This is a genomic window from Rhizobium sp. GW821-FHT14E12 (assembly GCF_058803745.1).
This window is the reverse complement of sequence record NZ_JBXAPH010000002.1, coordinates 908,503-925,476: the sequence shown is the minus strand read 5'-3', so window position 1 is coordinate 925,476 and position 16,974 is coordinate 908,503. Positions and strand designations below refer to the sequence as shown.

Here is a 16,974-nt window from a genome sequence, read left to right as displayed (position 1 = left end):
ACATCGTAGAATGATTGCTTTTGATAGATTCCATCATTCCCGCATTGAGGCAAGTAGAAACTCGGCCTATCCTTTTCGGCATGAGGTGCGGCGCGCCGTTCATGCGTGTCGCGGGAGGAAGAGATGACTGAGATAATCAAACGCGATTACAGCTTGCTTGGCCCGAGCGGCAAGCGGGCCGTCGAAACCGGGCTGGCGGCGGCGGAGTGGTATCACACGGATATTCCCCGCAAGGAGATGAAGGCGCTGATGCAGCGCTCCGACAAAGCCGCCATTCGCGACACGGTCGTCTGGCTGGGCAGCATGCTCGTCTTCGCCGGCCTCGGCATCTATTTCTGGGGCTCGTGGCTCTCGGCTCCCTTCTTCCTCTCCTACGGTGTGCTCTATGGCTCGGCCTCCGATAGCCGCTGGCACGAGTGCGGCCACGGCACGGCTTTCAAGACCCGCTGGATGAATGACGCGGTCTACCAGATCGCCTGCTTCATGATCATGCGCAATCCGGTGACCTGGCGCTGGAGCCATACACGGCATCACACCGATACCGTCATCGTCGGCCGCGACCCGGAAATCGCCGTCATGCGGCCGCCGGATCTCCTGCGCCTGGTCCTGAATTTCTTCGGCATTCTCGATGCTGCCTACGGCATGCTGGATATGATCCGCAATGCCGGAGGCATCGTCAGCGCCGAGGAAAAGACCTTCATCCCCGAACAGGAGCAACCGAAGGCGATCCGCATTGCCCGCATCTGGACGGCCATCTATGTCGTGACGATTGTTGCGGTTCTTTATACCGGCTCGATCCTGCCGCTGGTGCTGATCGGCCTGCCGCGGCTCTATGGCGCCTGGCATCATGTGCTGACCGGCCTGCTGCAACATGGCGGCCTTGCCGACAATGTCATCGATCACCGGCTGAACAGTCGCACGGTGCTGATGAACCCGATCAGCCGCTTCATTTATTGGAACATGAACTACCATGTGGAGCATCACATGTTCCCGATGGTGCCCTATCACGCACTGCCGAAGCTGCATGCGATGATCAAGCATGATCTACCGCAGCCCAATCCGTCCATATGGTCGGGTTATCGTGAAATGATCCCGGCCTTTCTCCGGCAGCTTCGCAATGAGGATTATTTCCTGAAGCGCGAGCTGCCGCCGACGGCGCGGCCCTATCGGGAAGAGTTCCACGGCGCATTGCCCGAAGCGGCACAATAACTGGCAAAAAACTACAAACAGGGAGGCAGGAATGAGCGGCAATTGGATCGAGGTCTGCGCAGCCGATGCGATAGACGAAGAAGACGTGATGCGCTTCGACCATGGCGGACGGACCTTCGCCATCTATCGCAGTCCGGAGGATGACTACTTCGCGACCGATGGTCTCTGTACGCATGAGCAGATTCATCTCGCCGACGGACTGGTCATGGACAACATCATCGAATGTCCGAAGCACAATGGCCGTTTCGATTACCGGACCGGGGAGGCCAAGGGTGCGCCCGTCTGCGTCAACCTCAAGACCTATCCGGTCAAGGTCGAAGGCGGCATAGTCTTCATTGCGGTGTAAGGAGAAGACCATGCCGCATTTCGTCATCGTCGGGGCAGGGGAATGCGGCGCGCGCGCCGCCTTTGCGCTCAGAGAAAAGGGCTTTGAAGGCGACATCACCCTGGTCGGTGGCGAACCGGTCGCGCCCTATGAACGCCCACCGCTCTCGAAGGAAGGGCTTGCCCACGCAGCCGAACCGAAATTCGTGGCGGCATTGGAGCGTTATACGGAACAGCGTATCGGCTTGCGGCTGGGCATTGATGTGATCGACATCGATCCGACTGCCAAGGTGGTCACGCTCGCCGGCGGAGAAAAGCTGCACTATGACAAATTGCTGCTGGCAACCGGAGCATCTGCGCGGCCCTTTCCGGGCCTTGGCGCGACTAGCAAGCGTATACGCGCGCTTCGCACCCATGCCGACGCTTGCGCCTTGCGATCGGCCCTTCATCCCGGCCAGCACATCGCCATCATCGGCGGCGGCTTCATCGGTCTTGAATTGGCGGCGACGGCGCGCAAGCTTGGCGCGGAAGCTACTGTCATCGAGGGCCTGCCGCGCGTCCTGAAGCGAGGCGTGCCGGAAGAGATTGCCGAGGTCATAACAGAGCGCCATCGGCAAGAAGGCGCCGATATCCGCTGCGGTGAGACTATCGTTGCCCTCGAAGAGGGGGGCGATGGCGCGGTTGTCCGCCTGGCAAGCGGCGATATCATTTCCGTCGACCTTGTCCTGGTCGGCATCGGTGCCCTGCCGAATGTTGCGCTGGCGGAAAAAGTCGGCCTCGCCATCGAAAATGGCATCGCAGTCAACGAGCGGCTGGAAACCTCTGAAACCGATATCTTTGCGGCTGGCGATTGCTGCTCTTTCCCGCTCGCGCTTTACGGCGGGCGGCGGATTCGGCTGGAATCCTGGCGCAATGCGCAGGAGCAGGGAACGCTAGCCGCCGGCAACATGCTTGGCGAAGGGAGCTGCATCTCCGCCGTGCCGTGGTTCTGGTCCGATCAATATGATCTGACGCTGCAGATCGCCGGCCTCGCCGATGGCGCGACGACGACGCTGAGGCGCGATCTCTCCGACGGAGCCTTCATTCTCTTTCATCTCGACGATACCGGGCGGCTTCTTGCAGCGAGCGGCATCGGTCACGGCAACGCTGTCGCCCGCGATATCCGCCTTGCCGAAATGCTCATCGCGGCCCGCGCGCATCCAGATCCCGAGGCTCTGGTGGCAAGTCACGTCAAACTGAAGTCGCTTCTGGCCGCCTGATCGGAGATCAAATGCGTGTTCTGGTCTTGACGAGCGGATCGGAACGACAAACTCTCATTATGCGATTATCAAGGGGGGAGTGCGATGAAAATTCTGGGCATATCGGGTAGCCTCCGCAAAGGCTCCTTCAACACGGCTTTGCTGCATGCTGCTGTCGAGCTGGCGCCATCAGGCGTCGAACTCTTCCCCAGCACCATTCACGGCGTACCGCTTTACGACGCCGATCTCGAGGTGGCCGAGGGGATTCCGCAGAAGGTCACCGAGCTCAAGGAGCTGGCCGCCGCCGCCGATGGGCTGATCCTGTTTACGCCGGAATACAACAATTCGCTTCCCGGCGTTTTCAAGAATGCCATCGATTGGATGAGCCGGCCATCGACCGATATCTCCCGTGTCTTCGGGGCAAAGCCCGTCGCCATTCTCGGCGCTTCGCCCGGCAATTTCGGGACGATCCTCAGCCAGAATGCCTGGCTGCCGGTGCTGCGAACGCTTGGCACCAATCCGTGGTTCGGTGGGCGGTTGATGGTCTCGCGCGCCGGCAACGTTTTCGATGCGGACGGTAAAATTGTCGACGAGAAAGTGAAGCATAATCTCGCTGTCTTCATCGAAGGATTTGCTGCCTTTGTCGAGGGTACGAAAAACAGCTGATACGCATATTTCGTGCGTGGGGACCATTTCTAAAGCCTATGATTGAAAGATCGGATGGCCTATTGTCATTGCCAGCGTCGAGTCAGCCGACGCTTCCGGGGCCGCATACAATCTTCCTTTGAGCCGAAATGAAATCCAACACTGCCGGTTATGTCTTCACGCTGTTGGCGATCAGCATTTTCGCCATACAGGACGGCATCTCCAAACATCTTGTCAGCGCCTATCCGCCGCTTTTCGTGGCGATGATCCGCTATTGGGGGTTCATGCTGTTTGCGATCGCGCTGGCGGCGCGCTCGCCGGGCGGATTGCGCGTGGCCGTCCATACCAGGAAACCCGGCCTGCAGGTCGTTCGCGGGCTGCTGCTCGCCTTGCAGATCGTCATCGCCATTTCGTCCTTCGTCATGGTCGGCCTTGCGCATTCGCAGGCGATCTTCTCGTCCGGCCCGCTGATCGTGGCGCTGCTGTCCGTGCCGATCCTCGGTGAAAAGGTCGGCTGGCGGCGCTGGCTGGCAATCTCTGTCGGCTTTGTCGGGGTTCTGTTGATCCTGAAGCCTGAAAGCGGCTTTTTCGATATCCGCTTCCTGGTGCCACTGGCGGGCGCCCTGGTGTTTTCGCTCTATGTCGTCATCACCCGCTATGTCAGCCGGGTGGATTCGTCGATGACGAGCTTCTTTTATACCGGGGTTGTGGGGGCGGTTGCGATGAGCACTGTCGGACCATTTTTTTGGACGCCGCTTCTGCCGTCCGACTGGGTCTTCATGGGCCTGCTCTGCCTTACCGGCATGACGAGCCACTATTTCCTCATCCGCGCCTATGATCTTCTCGACGCGGTGGTGATCCAGCCGCTCACCTATCTACAGCTCGTCTTCTCCGCCATCATCGGCGTCACGATCTTTGGCGAGACGCTCGGCATCAATATGATCATCGGGGCCGTCATCGTCGTCGGCGCGGGCATCTTCACGATCTGGCGTGAAAATGCCCTGGCCAAGTCACGGTCGAAGGGTTCTGGTCGGTAGAGGCTTTTACGCCTCTACCTGAGTCTTCGGATGGTCTTCGGTGTAGTAACTGACATACTTCTGCCGGTAGCGTTCGGTGGCGCCGAACTCGCTATAGCGCGCCAGTTCCGACATGTCGGTCTTGTTGAGGATAACGCCGAGGACGCGCGAGTTGATCTGCGGCTCCTGCTCCAGCAAATCCCTGACAAGGTTGGTCGGCGTCGCGCCCCATTCGGCAACGAGCAGGAAGGCGTCCACCTGCGGCGCAAAAGCCTTGGCGTCGATGACAGGTCCGAGTGGCGCAAGATCGACGACGATATAGTCGAACATCTTACGTGCGTTTTCCATCAGCGTCATCATGCCCTGCGAGGACAGAAGCTCGCTGGTGTGAAGCAGATGATCGCGCAGCACCACCGGCAGGATGGCAAGCTTGGTACGCGGATCGACCTTGACAGCGCTTGCCCAGGGCACTTCGCCGAGAGCAGCTTCGATAAGGCCGACCTGAGGAGGCGTCTTCAGTGTCCGGCTCAAGCCCGGATTACGCAAGTCGGCGTCGATCAGCAGCGTCCGCTTGCCGCTGCTGGCGAGCAAGGCGGCGAAATTGGCGGCCGTCGTTGACTTGCCTTCGCCCGGCAGCGCCGAGACGACGCCGATCACCCGATCCGCACGTCCCTGCAGCATGACATCGCTGGCAAGCTTGGCGTTTCGCAGGGTCTCGGCGAACATCGAACGCGGCGCCTCGACGGAGACACGCATGATGCGTTCGAAAGCAACCCCGCTTTCGCCCTCGTCGGCAGTTGCCGTTGCCATTGCCGGCACTGGACCGGCCTTGCGCTTGTTCTTCTTCTTCGGGAAGCCCTGTTGGCCGAGCAGCGGCAGGTAGCCCAGGAATTTGAGCCCGAGCGCTGCGCGCACATCGGCTTCGACGCGGAAGAAGCGATCCCGGAATTCCTGGAATGCGGCAAAGCCACCGCCGGCCATCAAGCCGAGAATGATCGAAAGCGCCATGACGAGCGTCTTCTTCGGGCTTGACGGCGCCGTCGGAACGCCGGCGGCGGATATGACGCGCGCCTTGGCGATCGGGAAGGACCGCTGTTGCGCCGCGGCTTCAAAGCGGCCCAGATAGGATTCGTACAGCGTCTTCAGCGCCGTCGCCTTCTGGTTCAGCTCGTTCAGCTGCACGAGGGATTTGTTGGCCTCGGAATTCTTGCCGACCATGCCCTCGATGCTGCCACGCAGCGATGTCGCGCGCGATTGCGCCACGTCAAATTCATTCTTGTAGCTCGCCGTCAGTTGCTGGAGTTCCTCATAGATCTGACGGGTAATGTCCTGGCGCTCGGCTTTCAAGGCCACGGCCTGCGGATGGTCGGCGCCGAAATTCTGCGTCACATCCTGTTCGCGCTTCTGCACGGCAAGATAACGGGTCTTCAGGTCCTGCAGGACGCTGTTGCCGGACTGGCTGGACGAGATCGTCGCATTCTTCACCGCATTGTCCGGCCCCTGGTCGATGATCGACTTGTACTGGTTATAGCGGGCGGAGGCGCTGGCGGTATCGGCCTGGGCGATGATCAGCTGCTTGTTCAGATCGGAGATCTGCTGCTCCGACATCAACTCGCCGCCGGTCGAGGTCAAGCCATTCTCGGCCTTGTACTTCTCGACTTCGAGCGATGCCATCTGCGCGCGCTGGCGCAGATCGTTCAGCCGTTCCTGCAGCCAGACGGATGCGCGCTCCGTCGCATCGAAATTGGCGTTGAGCTGGTCGGTCAGATAGGCGTCCGCATAGGCGCTGGTGATCTTTCCCGCCAGTATCGGATCGGTCGAGGTGAAGGATACCAGAATAACGGAGCTGCGCGTGACACGCTCGACCTTGAGAGCGTCCTGCAGCGTGGCTGCGATGAGCTGACGTTTCGCCTCCCGTGCTTCCGCAGGCGTCAAGGGAGGCTTTGCGGGTTTGAAGACGCTGGCGATCAGCTTTACGCCGGATTTGATCAAAGCGACTGGCGACTGCGGCGGATTGGCGAAGGCGTCGTTGTCGATGAGACCGGTCGTATCGACAACGCGCAAGGCCATCTCGTTGGATTTGAGAATTTCGACGGCGCTGGCAATATCCATGTCGGCCTGCTGGCTGCTGGCCGGCGGAGGCTGATCCTCCGCATATTTGGTCATGTTTTCATCGAGCAGTATCTGCGTCGCCGACGTATAGCCCGGGGTGGCGACCAGCAGATAGGCGATCGCCAGCCCAACGAAGACGGCCACGCCGAGCATGATGGTGCGGATGCGGCGGATCACCACCGCCATCAGGCGATCAAGGTCAATGAAGCCATCCTGCTCCTCCGCTTTGGGGGTAGCGCTGTGGAAAGTGAAATTTTTCTGATGCATGGCGACCACCTTGTCGGAGAAGCCCAATTGAATGACGGCTCGGGGCCTGCGGCCGCCGGGGCCGCAGGCGGAGTGATTTGCTTTAAGCTGCGTTCATCTGCGCTTCGTGCGAGAGAACCAGGTTCCGGATCGAGTCATAGACGAGACCGCCAATATCGGCACGCGCGAGCGCGAAGGCGACGTTCGCCTCGATGAAGCCTTGCTTCGATCCGCAATCGTAAGTCCGTCCATTATAGGCCTGAGCATGGAACCCCTGTGTTTCAGACAGGCGCAGCATGCCGTCGGTGAGTTGGATCTCGTTACCGGCGCCGCGCTCTTGCCGGGCCAGAATATCGAAGATTTCGGGCTGCAGAATATAGCGCCCATTAAGGTAAAAGTTAGAAGGCGCCTCCGAAGGATGCGGCTTTTCAACCATTTTAGTCACGCCGAAGCCATGGCGAACCGGCGCTCCCCTGCCGATAATGCCGTAGCTCGACGTTTCTTCAGGCGAGCATTCCTCGACACCGACGACATTGCCGCCGACTTCGTTATAGAGATCCATCAGGCCAGCGGTGCAGCCGCGCACGCCCTGGCAGACCATGTCGGGCAAAAGCAGCGCGAAGGGTTCGTTGCCGATCAGGTCGCGGGCGCACCACACGGCATGGCCGAGGCCAAGCGGCGACTGCTGGCGGGTGAAGCTGACGGAGCCGGCGCGCGGCAAAAGGCGCTCCAGTTCGGACACCTGCTTCGTCTTGCCTGCCCTGTTCAGCGAGGAAATCAGTTCCGGCGTGTCGTCGAAGTGGTCTTCGATCGACGTCTTGTTACGGCTGGTCACGAAGACGATGTGCTCGATGCCGGCTTCGATGGCTTCATCGACGGCATACTGCACCACCGGACGATCGACGATCGTCAGCATTTCCTTCGGCATTGCCTTGGTGGCTGGCAGAAAACGGGTTCCGTTGCCGGCAACCGGAATGACTGCTTTTCTCACAGGAAGCTTACGGTCCATGGCTCTATCCTTTGTTAGAGTGAGGGCCTGCGCCCAAACTGGGGAGGGAGGAGGAGATTTGCGGGGCCGCCGCCACTTCACCGCCCGTGAGGACGGTCGTTTCGCCACGACCCCGAAGGGAGGTGGCGAGACGTCGAAAGCGAGCTGCAATCGGCATGCGCAGGTGGAGGGTCGCGCGTGGATTGCGGCATGCAATCTTCAGCGCGGCCGGTAGGGCGCCATCCTTGAGGCTGTCGATCAGCATCAGGAAGGACAGTACGTCCTTCAGGTTCCGCGTCCGTCGTCGCTGTGCGGCGAGGGCGGCGGCACCAAAAGGATGTTCGGCAAAAAACTTGGCATCGGCGTCGATCATCGCTTCGACATGCTGCCGCTTCAGCACCCGCGAGATCGAACCATCGCGGATGTAATAGAGGTAGCCCGCCGTCGGCTCGACCGCGCAGACGCCGCCTCTGGCGAGAGCGGAGGCGAGAAAGATGTAGTCTTCACCGATGCGGAGGGATTCCTCGAAGCGCAGGTGGTGCATTTCCAGGAAGGCCCGTTCGAAGACCGGCTTTGTGTAGCCGAGATTGTGCTCGGACTGGAAAATCATGTTCGAGGTGATGAATTTCGCGAGTGTCAGGATCGGCATGCGCGCAAGCATCGCTTCGGGGAACATGGCGCCAACGGCCTCGTTCTCGCCCCGGATGACGTCGAGATTGTCGATCACGATCTGCGCCTCGGCCTTTTCGGCCCGGGCGATCAGCCGCGCCATGCGGTCCGGACGGAGCGCATCGTCGGAATCGAGCACGGCCACCCAGCGGCCGCGCGCCGCATCCAGCCCGGCATTGCGCGCAGCGCCTGGACCACCGTTGCGGGGCATGGCAACGAGACGAACGCGCGGGTCCGGATGATTATTGACGATGTCCGGGGTGCTGTCGCTGGAGCAATCGTCGACGACGATGACCTCCATGCTCACAGCGCCCTGCGCCAGCGCGCTGTCGATGGCACGCTCCAGCGTCTCCTCGGCATTGTAGGCTGCGATGACGAAGCTGACATCAGGGATGAAATCCGTCATTGCGGCGCTTTCTCCAGATTTCCGTATTGTTCGATTTCGCGCACGCCAAACAGGCCGCTAACGACGCCGGCATGCATGATGCCGCGCAGGCCATAGCGATGACGCTGTATCGGCAAGGGGGACAGAAGCGTGGCGGCGGCGAAGCAGTAGGCGGACTTGGTGCCGGCAATCGCGATTGCCTTCCAGCGGCCGAGGCCCGCCGCCACCTCAAGAAGCATCCGCCCATGCGTCTGCCCCATGCGGTAGCGCCGCTTCGAAAGCCACGACAGCTTGGCGCGCCCGCTCGGCACGGGCTCATAGACCAAGGCATCCTCGGCAAAGGCGATGCGCCCGCCCGCCTGGTGCATGTGAGCGAAAAATTCCGTGTCCTCACCACCACTGCGTCCAAGCGCAAGGTTGAAGCGGCGACCGGCAAGCGATGGCGCCTTGCGCCGCAAAAGCACGTTGCAGGTATAGCCGGTGCGGATATCGCCCGCGACCCAGACTGGCAGGGTCGAATGGAAATCGCCACGGCGCATCCAGCCCGGCGCCACGTTTGGATAGACGGCGCGAACCGGTCCGAGAACCGCGTCGGCCCCGCTCGTATCCGCTGTCACCAGCAATTCCGTCAGCCAATCCTTCGACGCCGTCTCGTCGTCATCGATGAAGGCGACGAAGTCGCCAGTCGCGTGTTCCAGGCAGGCGTTGCGGGCAATGGAAATATTCGAAGCCGGGCAATGCACATAGGCAATCTCGAAGGGTACAGCCGCGCGCATGGCCTCGACGCGGTCTTGCGCGCTCGGCGTCACATCGTTGTCGGCAACGATAATGCGAACGAGGGCGCCGGTCGGCACGGTCAAGACCGCCAGCGACAACAAGGTCTGGTCCAGCTCGGCACGACGATAGGTGCACACGGCGATATCGATCTTCACGCGCGGGCTCTCAAGGCTTTGCGTCATGACACCACCTTGCGTCCGCGGAATTTCAGGACTTCCAGCCAGAAGCCCATCGACCAGGCGAAATGCATCACCATGGCGGAGATGGCGGCAAGCGGTCCGTATGGGTTCTTCTGGCCAAGGGCGATCCAGAAACCGTAGGCGATGCAGGCAAAGGCCCACAGGCCGATGGGAATGACCGCGATCCAGTTGAGGATGGCGAGGAAAGCGCCGATAAAGATCGGCACGACGGCCAGCGGCAGCATCTGGCGAACGCTCGGCATGCTGCGATGCTTCAGAATATTGCGTGCACGGCCGCGGCCGTAACCGAGATACTGCCGGAACAGCGTCGGAATGCTGGCGCGCGGATAATAGGTCATCGTCGTCTTGTCGGTGAGCCAGATGCGATAGCCGGCCTTGCGCAGCCGGTAGTCGAGCTCGGCATCTTCGTTATGGCTGAAGGTCTCGTCATAGCCGCCGACGGCGCGGAAGGCGGGGACGCGCATCAGCGCATGGTGGCCATGATCGGCCCAATGCCCCTTGGCGCCCTCGCGATGCTTCGAGCCGCCATTGCCGAGCTTGGAGTTCTGCGCCACCGCCGTCGCCTTTTGGAAGGCGCTGAAACCCTGGGTACGCATGGCGACGACGACCGAATCCGCTTCGGTCGCGTCGGCCTCCTCGACCAGTCTCTGGCAATAATCGGCGGGGTAGTCGCCATGGGCATCGATGCGAATGAGATAGTCGTAATCGTTGCCGAAGGTCTCGACGGCGAGATTGATCGCAGCGCTCTGCAGCCGCTTCGGGTTGTCGAGCAGGAGCACGCGCGGGTCGGCCCCGGCAATCTCCGTGACGATCTCCCGCGTCCTGTCCGTGCTACCGCCATCGGCAACCACGATCCTGGCGTCAAGCTCGTCCAGAGCGCCGCCGAGCTTGGCGATCAGCGGCTCGATATGCTTCTCTTCGTTGAGGCAGGGGATGACGATCAGGCAACGCATTTGCTTGGGGTCTCCAGTTTTCATTGCAATCCACCTCTATTGCGATGCAGTTGTGGGAGTGCCTGTAATTCGGCGGTTTGCTCGTTGGTGCGGGTCAGGGAAGCGAGCCGCTGCACCAGTCCCTGGCAGTCGGCACGGTCGGTCATCCATTGCCGGCGGTCCTGCGCAGCCACGGTGTTGAAAGCGGCGAGATAGCGCTCCTCGTTCATGTCGCTCATGAGGGAGACGAGGTGGGCGGGGTTTGCCTTGTCGAGCGTCAGGCCGATTTTACGGCTCGCCAGGAAGCGTGAGGTCTCGGTTCCGTCCATGGCGATCGGCACGGCGCCATAAAGGCCGCCCTCGTAAAGCCGGTTCGGCAGCAGCCAGCTTGAATTCAGCCCTTCTTCGAAGAAATCGATCGCCCAGGAGAATTGTACCTCGCCATAGATGGTCGCGAGGTCCTCCGGGTTCTTGTAGGGGCCGCCGAAATGCATGAAAGGCGCATCGCGCACGATGCCATCGAAGTCGTCGAACTCCGAATGGGCTGGCCGGCCGCGCAGGATGATCTCGAAACGCCCGTCCATCCGGCGGGAAAATTCATCGAGCAGCGCCAGTGATTTGCGGCAGCGAAGAGCGCCGAACCAGCCGATCTTCCAGGGCTCGCCCTTGCCCGGCAGCCGGGGGGAGGGAGCGGCCATATCGTCAAGGCCATCGAGCGCCAGAACCTTGTTCTCCAGCAGCATGATCGGCAGATCGAGGCCGGATTGAGGGCGGAAATAACGCTCGACGAAGGCAGGTGAACTGGTCAGCAGCAGCGCGGCGTCCGTCCCGAAATGACGCTCCACCCCTCGAAGGGCTGCGCCAAGCGTGTCTTTGCGCAGTAGCAGCCGGTGGATATCGAGACACTCGTAGACGACAGGCATATCGCCGCCGAAGATCGATCTCGCCCGATTGGCCAAGGCCAGCATTTCAAGATTGCGGCCGATGATGACGTCTGGCTTCTGCACCGAACGCAACGAGCCGCGCAATTTCAGCGCGGACTTGGCAACGGCCGCGATGCGATGCGTGAATTGCGCATCGCGCGTCCGTCCGAGCTCGATCGGCTCGATACCGTGCACGGCCGCCAGCGCGTTGTCGTCACGCCGGAAGCCCGCCAATGTCACTCGTGCTCCGCCCGCCTGCAGCATCAACACCCGCCGGCGGACGGCGGGGTCGGCAAGATCGTGGACGAAGTAGAGAATATGCAGCATTCAGACTTCCGTTTTCGTGCCCGGTCGAAGCCAGGCGTTTCGTTTGTGTCGCAGCCGGACTGGTTCAATTCAGCTTGCAGGCGATCGATTCTGGGAATTGGCACTTGTCGCCTTCCGCGGTGAAGGCAACACGTTTGATCTGCATGGTCGCCGGGCTGCCGCCATAGGCGAACTTGCCCATCCAGCCGCTCAGCGTGTCCGTGCCCCAAAGACTGAAAAAGATCTTCTGGGCATGTGTCGGTATCTTCGAAGGGTCGGTAACGTCCTGGACCAGTTGGCCGTTCACATAATAGCGAAGCCGATCCTTCTCCCAGACGAAGGCATAGTCGTTGAAGCCCTGATCGGCGCCACCGGGGACCGGAACCAGTTTCTCGTTGCCGCCCTTGGCGGAGATATATTGATTGACCTGGACCTGTCCTGCATTCTTGCCGAGAACCTCGAAATCGATCTCGTCATGCGGTCTTTTGTCGGTTGGACCGATATAGGTGAAGAACGCCGAGTTGAGGCCGGGACCGCTGGCGGTACGATAGCTCGCCTCGTAGGTGCCGTAGCCAAAACGCTTGGTGGTCTGGATTTCGCCGCAGGCATAGTCGCGCTCACCGGTCTTACCCTGGGTGAATTGAAGCTGCAGCATGCCGTCTTGGCGGCTGACCTGCTTCTTCGACCAGGTGCAGTTCTGGTGCGGGCCGTTGTTCCAGCCATCCGAAATGTACCAGCGGCTGCTGTCGATCCTGTCGAAATTGTCGACGAAGGAGGTGCCGTTCGGCCGGTCCTCCTGCGCGGAAACCACGCAAGGAACAAGACCGGCGCTCAAGATGGCCAGTGAAACAAGGCCCAGTGAAACAGGGCTAAGTCTGCGCGCATGGGCGGTCTTTTTCGTCATGTGTCACCTTTGCTCTGAAGTCGCCTGCTGACGTTGGCGGTCGCCTGGGGTCTCCGCGCGCGAACGTGTGCGGCTACCAGTCAACAGGTTGTAGATGGCCGGCAGGGCGGAACGCGCCAGGCCGTTGGTCAGGGGCAGCGCCATCAGGGTGATGGCGGAGGCCAGGAGATAGAAGATCGGATAGATCTCACTGCCGCCGCGGTTCCAGAGAACCCAGAGGCAAAACAGCAGCGGGTAATGGGCGCAGAACACCCAGAAGCTCAGGCCGCCGGTTCCCGCCAGGCTTTGGCCGAGCCGGCTCCTGATGAAGATTGCCGACAGCGCCCAGAAACCGGGAATGCCGACAAGCACCATGAGATTGCGGCCAATTTCGAGCCACAGCGGAAGCTTGGGGCCTGTGAGGTAGGCGGCCGTGGCCAGCAGAGCCGCCAGGGCGACGAAGGCCGGGCCGATCACCTCGGCATACCGGTCGATGATCGTCAGGTCGACGCGATAGAGGCTGAGATAGATGCCGAAGCCGAAGCTGAAAAGGATGGAATTTCGAAGCACGATGCCGAGCGGGATCGGCAATGCCGCCAGCAGCAGCAAGCCCACCAGCGTCGACACGGGAAAGCGGCTGATCAGCATCGCCAGCAGCGGCGACAGCAGGATGCAGACGAAGAGATCGCGCAGAAAATAGAGGGGCAAGTTGATCGGCGTGCCCTCAATCGCGAACAGCAGCGTCGACAGCGTACGTGGGCTGGCACTCGAAATATCCGGCAGAAAGCCGTCGCCGATGCCGAAGTACTGCAAGGCCAGCACGAATAGGAAGAAGGCGCTGTTCCACAAGAGGAAGGGCAGGAGAACGGTCTTCGCCTTGCGGCGAATGGTCTCGGCATAGTCGAGCTTTGCCGTGCCGTGACGGAAAAGAAGATAGCCGGAAATGGCGCTGAGGCAGGGAACGCCGACGCGAAAGAGACTATCGCGCAGGAAGACCCGGAACCAATCGAAGAGCCCATATGCACCGTTGAACGGGCTGGAATCCGTATCGAATGGGATATGCACAAATATGATGCCCGAGATGAGCACGATACGCATGAGATTTATCCGCGAAGACACGTTGGCAGTCACATTCACGATGTCCGTCACCCCTTTTCCAGGTCGCTCCCCCCTTGCGACCGTTTCAACCAGAGCAGACTAGAGCCCACACGCATAACCTAGGGCGATCTCACGAAAAGAAATATGGCAGTGCAGCAAAAAACAAGACTGAATGGCTCCCGGCAGCCGCAATTCCGGGGCAAAAACGGCGGTGAAACAGGCGATTCAGGTGCCCGATATTTGTGGAAGTCTCTGGTATTAAAAGGATTTAAGTACGCTGAAATAATTCGTGAAACGATCTTTAACGCGATGATGCGCCGCCATCGTTTTTTTCGCAATAGGTGAACATTTTTTTGCACCGCCACAGAATCCGTGAGCAAACGTGATCATAATGCGGCAGCGGTGCAAGTTCTCTACGAAAACACGGCAGAATCACTCAGCTACAGGTTGAGCTTCTGCCTTCGGCATTCTGCGTGAACGGACGAGTTCCAGGATTTTGCGCACAAGCGCTCTCTCCGTCAGCAGCACAAAAGCGAGGTAGATTGCGCCGCCCACCACCGAGCCCACGATGATCTGCAGGACTGCACTCGGCATCACCACCTTCAGGTGATCCAGCATGAACCGAACGATGAGCGCCATGATGAGGGCGGTGATCATCGGCCGGTTGCTGACGTAGAGGCCCTGGAAGAATGGCGTGCCGTCGGCGCGGAAAACCGCCCAGGAATAGAAGATCAACGTGATGACGCTGACGATGCAGAGCCATACCATGGCGTTGATCAGATCCCCCGTCATTGCCCCGTAGGCGACAGCGGCGGTGGTGACGATGGCGCGGACGACGGCCGACCAGAACAGGACATTGCCGCGGCCGACACCTTTCAGATACGGAATAAAGGTGCTGCAGGGCGTCAGGATCGCCTTGGAGAGCGCCAGCAGTCCGAGCACCGGCCAGGCATAGGCCCATTTCTGTCCGAACAGCACCAGCATGGCCGGCTCGGCAATGGCCCACAGCCCGAACATCATTGGCGCCAGCAGCACTGTGGTGACCTGCGTGCTTAGCATCAGAGCGTCCGACCGGCGCTTGCGGTCATGCATCATGTGGCTGAAGGCCGGAAACAAGACGCCCATGACGGCCGAGAGCACGACCTGGTTCGGGATGCTGGCAAAGCGGTTGCCGGCGGAATAGGCACCAGCATCGGCCAGGCCAAGATAACGGGCAATGATCACCATCGGCGACTGGAAGGTGACGAAATTGGCGATTTCCGAGCCCATCATACCGAAGGAGAACTTCGTCAGTCCCTTGATGCGGCTAAATGAGAAGGCGAACCGGGGGAAATAGCCGGAGACGGCGTAGAGACCGACGAGGCGAACGGTGCCGGAGACGAAAAGCTGGGCAACGAGCGCCCAGACACCAAATCCGAACCAGGCCAGACCGACCGCGACCAAGGCACCGGAGGACTCCGAAATCATGCTCCAGACCGCATCCTTGCTGAAATTCATCCGCCGCGCCAGGATCGAATAGGCGACATCGGCGGCGAGCTGGATCGGAATCATGAAGGCCATAATGCGCAACAGGTGGGCTGCCTCCTTGGCGCCCAACAATGCTGCGAAGAAATCAGCGAAGACATAGAGAACCACGGCCATCAGCGTCGATACGGCCAGATTTACCCAGAAAACGGAGTGGATGGTCAGCATGTCCTCCTTCTCCTGGATAACGAGAGAGGAGGTGAGCCCGGCGCCGCCGATCATGGAGAGAAATTGCACGACCGTCAGCGCCACGGCGACGACACCGAATTCCTCGGGAGTCAGGATGCGCGCCAGGATCGGCACGGTCACAAATTTCAATCCAAAGGTACTTGTCTTCGATAAAACGCTCCATCCGACATTGTTCGTTATCGAACGGACACTAACTGTTGAGGTCATTGCGACATCCTATCTCTTGGGAGCGGCTGTAATCAGCGATGGAGATTGTCGAAAAAATGCATGGCCGCGACCCTGGGAGGAGGTCGCAAACTCTTTGTTGAAAAACGTAAGGCGAAAAAATGGCGTCAATTACGATTGTTATTCCCTTCTACCAGAAACAGACAGGCATTCTGCAGCGCGCATTGAGGTCGATATCTAGGCAGGTGTTTCAGGATTTCGATATCCTTGTCGTCGATGATGAATCGCCGCTTGCGGCGGAAAGTGAACTTCAATCGCTCGGAAACGACGAGCGGGCGCGCATTACAGTCATCCGCCAAGCCAATGCCGGCCCGGGCGGTGCGCGCAATACTGGCCTCGATAATGTGCCGGCCGCAAGCCGCTTTGTCGCCTTCCTCGATTCCGATGACGAATGGGCGCCGGAACATCTGAGCAATGCTTTTGAGGCACTGACGCGCCACAATGCCGATTGCTATTGGGACTCGATCAGCGGCGGCGAGGGGTTCTCTTATCATTTCGGCATGGACGAACTGGCGAAATTGCCCAACGCCGTGCGTCTCTCCGACACGCCCGCCATCATCGAAATCCCTAATATCGCCAGCGAGATGCTGAAGGACTGGGGCTTCCTGCACCTTTCCTGCATGGTGATCGGCCGGCCGCTGTTTGAAAAAATCCGCTTCGAGGCCTCGCTGCGGCTGGCGGCCGAGGACGTACTGTTTTTCTGCGACTGCATCCTGGCCGCCAAGCGTGTGCTGCTTTGCGAAGACGCCGGAGCCTTGCGCGGCGAGGGCATGAACATCTTTCACAGCATCGATAATGACTCCCCGCAGTTCCTGCGCCAGCAGTTCAATACCTGGACGGCGCTCAACACGCTGGAACAGAGATTTTTGCGCCGGCCGCAGGACATTGCGACCATTCGCGCCTGCAAAAACCGCGCCCGTCAGCAGGCGCTGTGGAGCCAGGCGCGGCAGTTGCGTCATCGCCGAATGCCACAACTTGGACTACTAGCGAAATGGGCCTGGCGCGACCCCGGCATATTGCAGAGTGCAATGCAGCTTGCCGCGGGCAAGTTTACGCCCTAGTTTTCGCACTGCAGCAAAGCTGTT

At 60.2% G+C, this 16,974-nt stretch carries 16 protein-coding genes; 7 read left to right on the top strand and 9 right to left on the bottom strand.

Features of this window, described 5'->3' with window-relative positions; genetic code table 11:
• Window positions 1-123: 123 nt before the first annotated feature.
• The 5 genes from AC1RO0_RS12365 to AC1RO0_RS12345 all read left to right on the top strand — a co-directional run bounded on the left by AC1RO0_RS12365 (window position 124) and on the right by AC1RO0_RS12345 (window position 4,453).
• Window positions 124-1,209: a fatty acid desaturase family protein gene (locus tag AC1RO0_RS12365; protein ID WP_498593166.1), complete on the top strand. Its 1,086-nt coding sequence runs from the start codon at window positions 124-126 to the stop codon at window positions 1,207-1,209.
• 31 nt (window positions 1,210-1,240) lie between these two features.
• The gene (locus tag AC1RO0_RS12360) at window positions 1,241-1,555 is read left to right on the top strand and encodes a MocE family 2Fe-2S type ferredoxin (RefSeq protein WP_498593165.1); all 315 of its coding nucleotides are present in this window, start codon (window positions 1,241-1,243) and stop codon (window positions 1,553-1,555) included.
• Between the two features lie 10 nt (window positions 1,556-1,565).
• Window positions 1,566-2,792, top strand: a complete 1,227-nt coding sequence (locus AC1RO0_RS12355; protein WP_498593164.1) for an NAD(P)/FAD-dependent oxidoreductase — start codon at window positions 1,566-1,568, stop codon at window positions 2,790-2,792.
• Between the two features lie 84 nt (window positions 2,793-2,876).
• Window positions 2,877-3,437 carry an NADPH-dependent FMN reductase gene (locus AC1RO0_RS12350; RefSeq protein WP_498593163.1) on the top strand — a complete coding sequence of 187 codons (561 nt, stop codon included), beginning with the start codon at window positions 2,877-2,879 and terminating at the stop codon, window positions 3,435-3,437.
• A gap of 128 nt (window positions 3,438-3,565) precedes the next feature.
• Entirely contained in the window at window positions 3,566-4,453 is an 888-nt protein-coding gene (locus AC1RO0_RS12345) for a DMT family transporter (protein ID WP_498593162.1), read from the top strand.
• A 6-nt stretch (window positions 4,454-4,459) separates the two neighbouring features.
• Here AC1RO0_RS12345 and AC1RO0_RS12340 read toward each other — a convergent pair whose 3' ends face one another.
• From AC1RO0_RS12340 to AC1RO0_RS12305, 8 genes are all read right to left on the bottom strand, one after another.
• A complete protein-coding gene (locus AC1RO0_RS12340; protein ID WP_498593161.1) occupies window positions 4,460-6,811 on the bottom strand; it encodes a polysaccharide biosynthesis tyrosine autokinase in 2,352 nt (783 codons plus the stop codon).
• An 82-nt stretch (window positions 6,812-6,893) separates the two neighbouring features.
• Window positions 6,894-7,799 (bottom strand): UTP--glucose-1-phosphate uridylyltransferase, encoded by a 906-nt coding sequence (locus tag AC1RO0_RS12335; protein WP_498593160.1) that lies wholly within the window; start codon window positions 7,797-7,799, stop codon window positions 6,894-6,896.
• Window positions 7,800-7,803: 4 nt separating this feature from the next.
• Window positions 7,804-8,853, bottom strand: a complete 1,050-nt coding sequence (locus AC1RO0_RS12330) for a glycosyltransferase family 2 protein (RefSeq protein ID WP_498593159.1) — start codon at window positions 8,851-8,853, stop codon at window positions 7,804-7,806.
• Window positions 8,850-9,791, bottom strand: coding sequence for a glycosyltransferase family 2 protein (locus AC1RO0_RS12325; RefSeq protein WP_498593158.1), 942 nt, complete (start codon window positions 9,789-9,791; stop codon window positions 8,850-8,852). Before AC1RO0_RS12325 ends, AC1RO0_RS12330 begins: the two co-directional genes overlap by 4 nt.
• A complete protein-coding gene (locus tag AC1RO0_RS12320; RefSeq protein ID WP_498593157.1) occupies window positions 9,788-10,786 on the bottom strand; it encodes a glycosyltransferase family 2 protein in 999 nt (332 codons plus the stop codon). The genes AC1RO0_RS12325 and AC1RO0_RS12320 overlap by 4 nt, the downstream gene beginning before the upstream one ends.
• Entirely contained in the window at window positions 10,783-11,991 is a 1,209-nt protein-coding gene (locus AC1RO0_RS12315; protein ID WP_498593156.1) for a glycosyl transferase family 1, read from the bottom strand. Before AC1RO0_RS12315 ends, AC1RO0_RS12320 begins: the two co-directional genes overlap by 4 nt.
• A 64-nt stretch (window positions 11,992-12,055) precedes the next feature.
• The gene (exoK, locus tag AC1RO0_RS12310) at window positions 12,056-12,874 is read right to left on the bottom strand and encodes an endo-1,3-1,4-beta-glycanase ExoK (RefSeq protein WP_498593155.1); all 819 of its coding nucleotides are present in this window, start codon (window positions 12,872-12,874) and stop codon (window positions 12,056-12,058) included.
• A 3-nt stretch (window positions 12,875-12,877) separates the two neighbouring features.
• The gene (locus AC1RO0_RS12305) at window positions 12,878-13,951 is read right to left on the bottom strand and encodes an acyltransferase family protein (RefSeq protein ID WP_498593154.1); all 1,074 of its coding nucleotides are present in this window, start codon (window positions 13,949-13,951) and stop codon (window positions 12,878-12,880) included.
• A 144-nt stretch (window positions 13,952-14,095) separates the two neighbouring features.
• On the opposite strand from AC1RO0_RS12305, the gene AC1RO0_RS12300 reads away from it, so the two are divergent.
• The gene (locus tag AC1RO0_RS12300; RefSeq protein WP_368509687.1) at window positions 14,096-14,296 is read left to right on the top strand and encodes a hypothetical protein; all 201 of its coding nucleotides are present in this window, start codon (window positions 14,096-14,098) and stop codon (window positions 14,294-14,296) included.
• A gap of 87 nt (window positions 14,297-14,383) precedes the next feature.
• On the opposite strand, the gene AC1RO0_RS12295 is transcribed toward AC1RO0_RS12300, so the two are convergent.
• Window positions 14,384-15,871: a lipopolysaccharide biosynthesis protein gene (locus AC1RO0_RS12295; RefSeq protein WP_498593153.1), complete on the bottom strand. Its 1,488-nt coding sequence runs from the start codon at window positions 15,869-15,871 to the stop codon at window positions 14,384-14,386.
• Window positions 15,872-15,990: 119 nt separating this feature from the next.
• Between AC1RO0_RS12295 and AC1RO0_RS12290 the strand changes: the two genes are divergently transcribed.
• A complete protein-coding gene (locus tag AC1RO0_RS12290; protein ID WP_498593152.1) occupies window positions 15,991-16,950 on the top strand; it encodes a glycosyltransferase family 2 protein in 960 nt (319 codons plus the stop codon).
• The last annotated feature ends 24 nt before the right edge of the window (window positions 16,951-16,974 follow it).

Bases quoted from the DNA above. Each gene is read 5' to 3' on its own strand.
- AC1RO0_RS12365 (WP_498593166.1), top strand. From the start codon at position 124: ATGACTGAGATAATCAAACGCGATTACAGCTTGCTTGGCCCGAGCGGC.
- AC1RO0_RS12360 (WP_498593165.1), top strand. From the start codon at position 1,241: ATGAGCGGCAATTGGATCGAGGTCTGCGCAGCCGATGCGATAGACGAA.
- AC1RO0_RS12355 (WP_498593164.1), top strand. From the start codon at position 1,566: ATGCCGCATTTCGTCATCGTCGGGGCAGGGGAATGCGGCGCGCGCGCC.
- AC1RO0_RS12350 (WP_498593163.1), top strand. From the start codon at position 2,877: ATGAAAATTCTGGGCATATCGGGTAGCCTCCGCAAAGGCTCCTTCAAC.
- AC1RO0_RS12345 (WP_498593162.1), top strand. From the start codon at position 3,566: ATGAAATCCAACACTGCCGGTTATGTCTTCACGCTGTTGGCGATCAGC.
- AC1RO0_RS12340 (WP_498593161.1), bottom strand. From the start codon at position 6,811: ATGCATCAGAAAAATTTCACTTTCCACAGCGCTACCCCCAAAGCGGAG.
- AC1RO0_RS12335 (WP_498593160.1), bottom strand. From the start codon at position 7,799: ATGGACCGTAAGCTTCCTGTGAGAAAAGCAGTCATTCCGGTTGCCGGC.
- AC1RO0_RS12330 (WP_498593159.1), bottom strand. From the start codon at position 8,853: ATGACGGATTTCATCCCTGATGTCAGCTTCGTCATCGCAGCCTACAAT.
- AC1RO0_RS12325 (WP_498593158.1), bottom strand. From the start codon at position 9,791: ATGACGCAAAGCCTTGAGAGCCCGCGCGTGAAGATCGATATCGCCGTG.
- AC1RO0_RS12320 (WP_498593157.1), bottom strand. From the start codon at position 10,786: ATGAAAACTGGAGACCCCAAGCAAATGCGTTGCCTGATCGTCATCCCC.
- AC1RO0_RS12315 (WP_498593156.1), bottom strand. From the start codon at position 11,991: ATGCTGCATATTCTCTACTTCGTCCACGATCTTGCCGACCCCGCCGTC.
- exoK (WP_498593155.1), bottom strand. From the start codon at position 12,874: ATGACGAAAAAGACCGCCCATGCGCGCAGACTTAGCCCTGTTTCACTG.
- AC1RO0_RS12305 (WP_498593154.1), bottom strand. From the start codon at position 13,951: ATGCGTATCGTGCTCATCTCGGGCATCATATTTGTGCATATCCCATTC.
- AC1RO0_RS12300 (WP_368509687.1), top strand. From the start codon at position 14,096: ATGGCAGTGCAGCAAAAAACAAGACTGAATGGCTCCCGGCAGCCGCAA.
- AC1RO0_RS12295 (WP_498593153.1), bottom strand. From the start codon at position 15,871: ATGACCTCAACAGTTAGTGTCCGTTCGATAACGAACAATGTCGGATGG.
- AC1RO0_RS12290 (WP_498593152.1), top strand. From the start codon at position 15,991: ATGGCGTCAATTACGATTGTTATTCCCTTCTACCAGAAACAGACAGGC.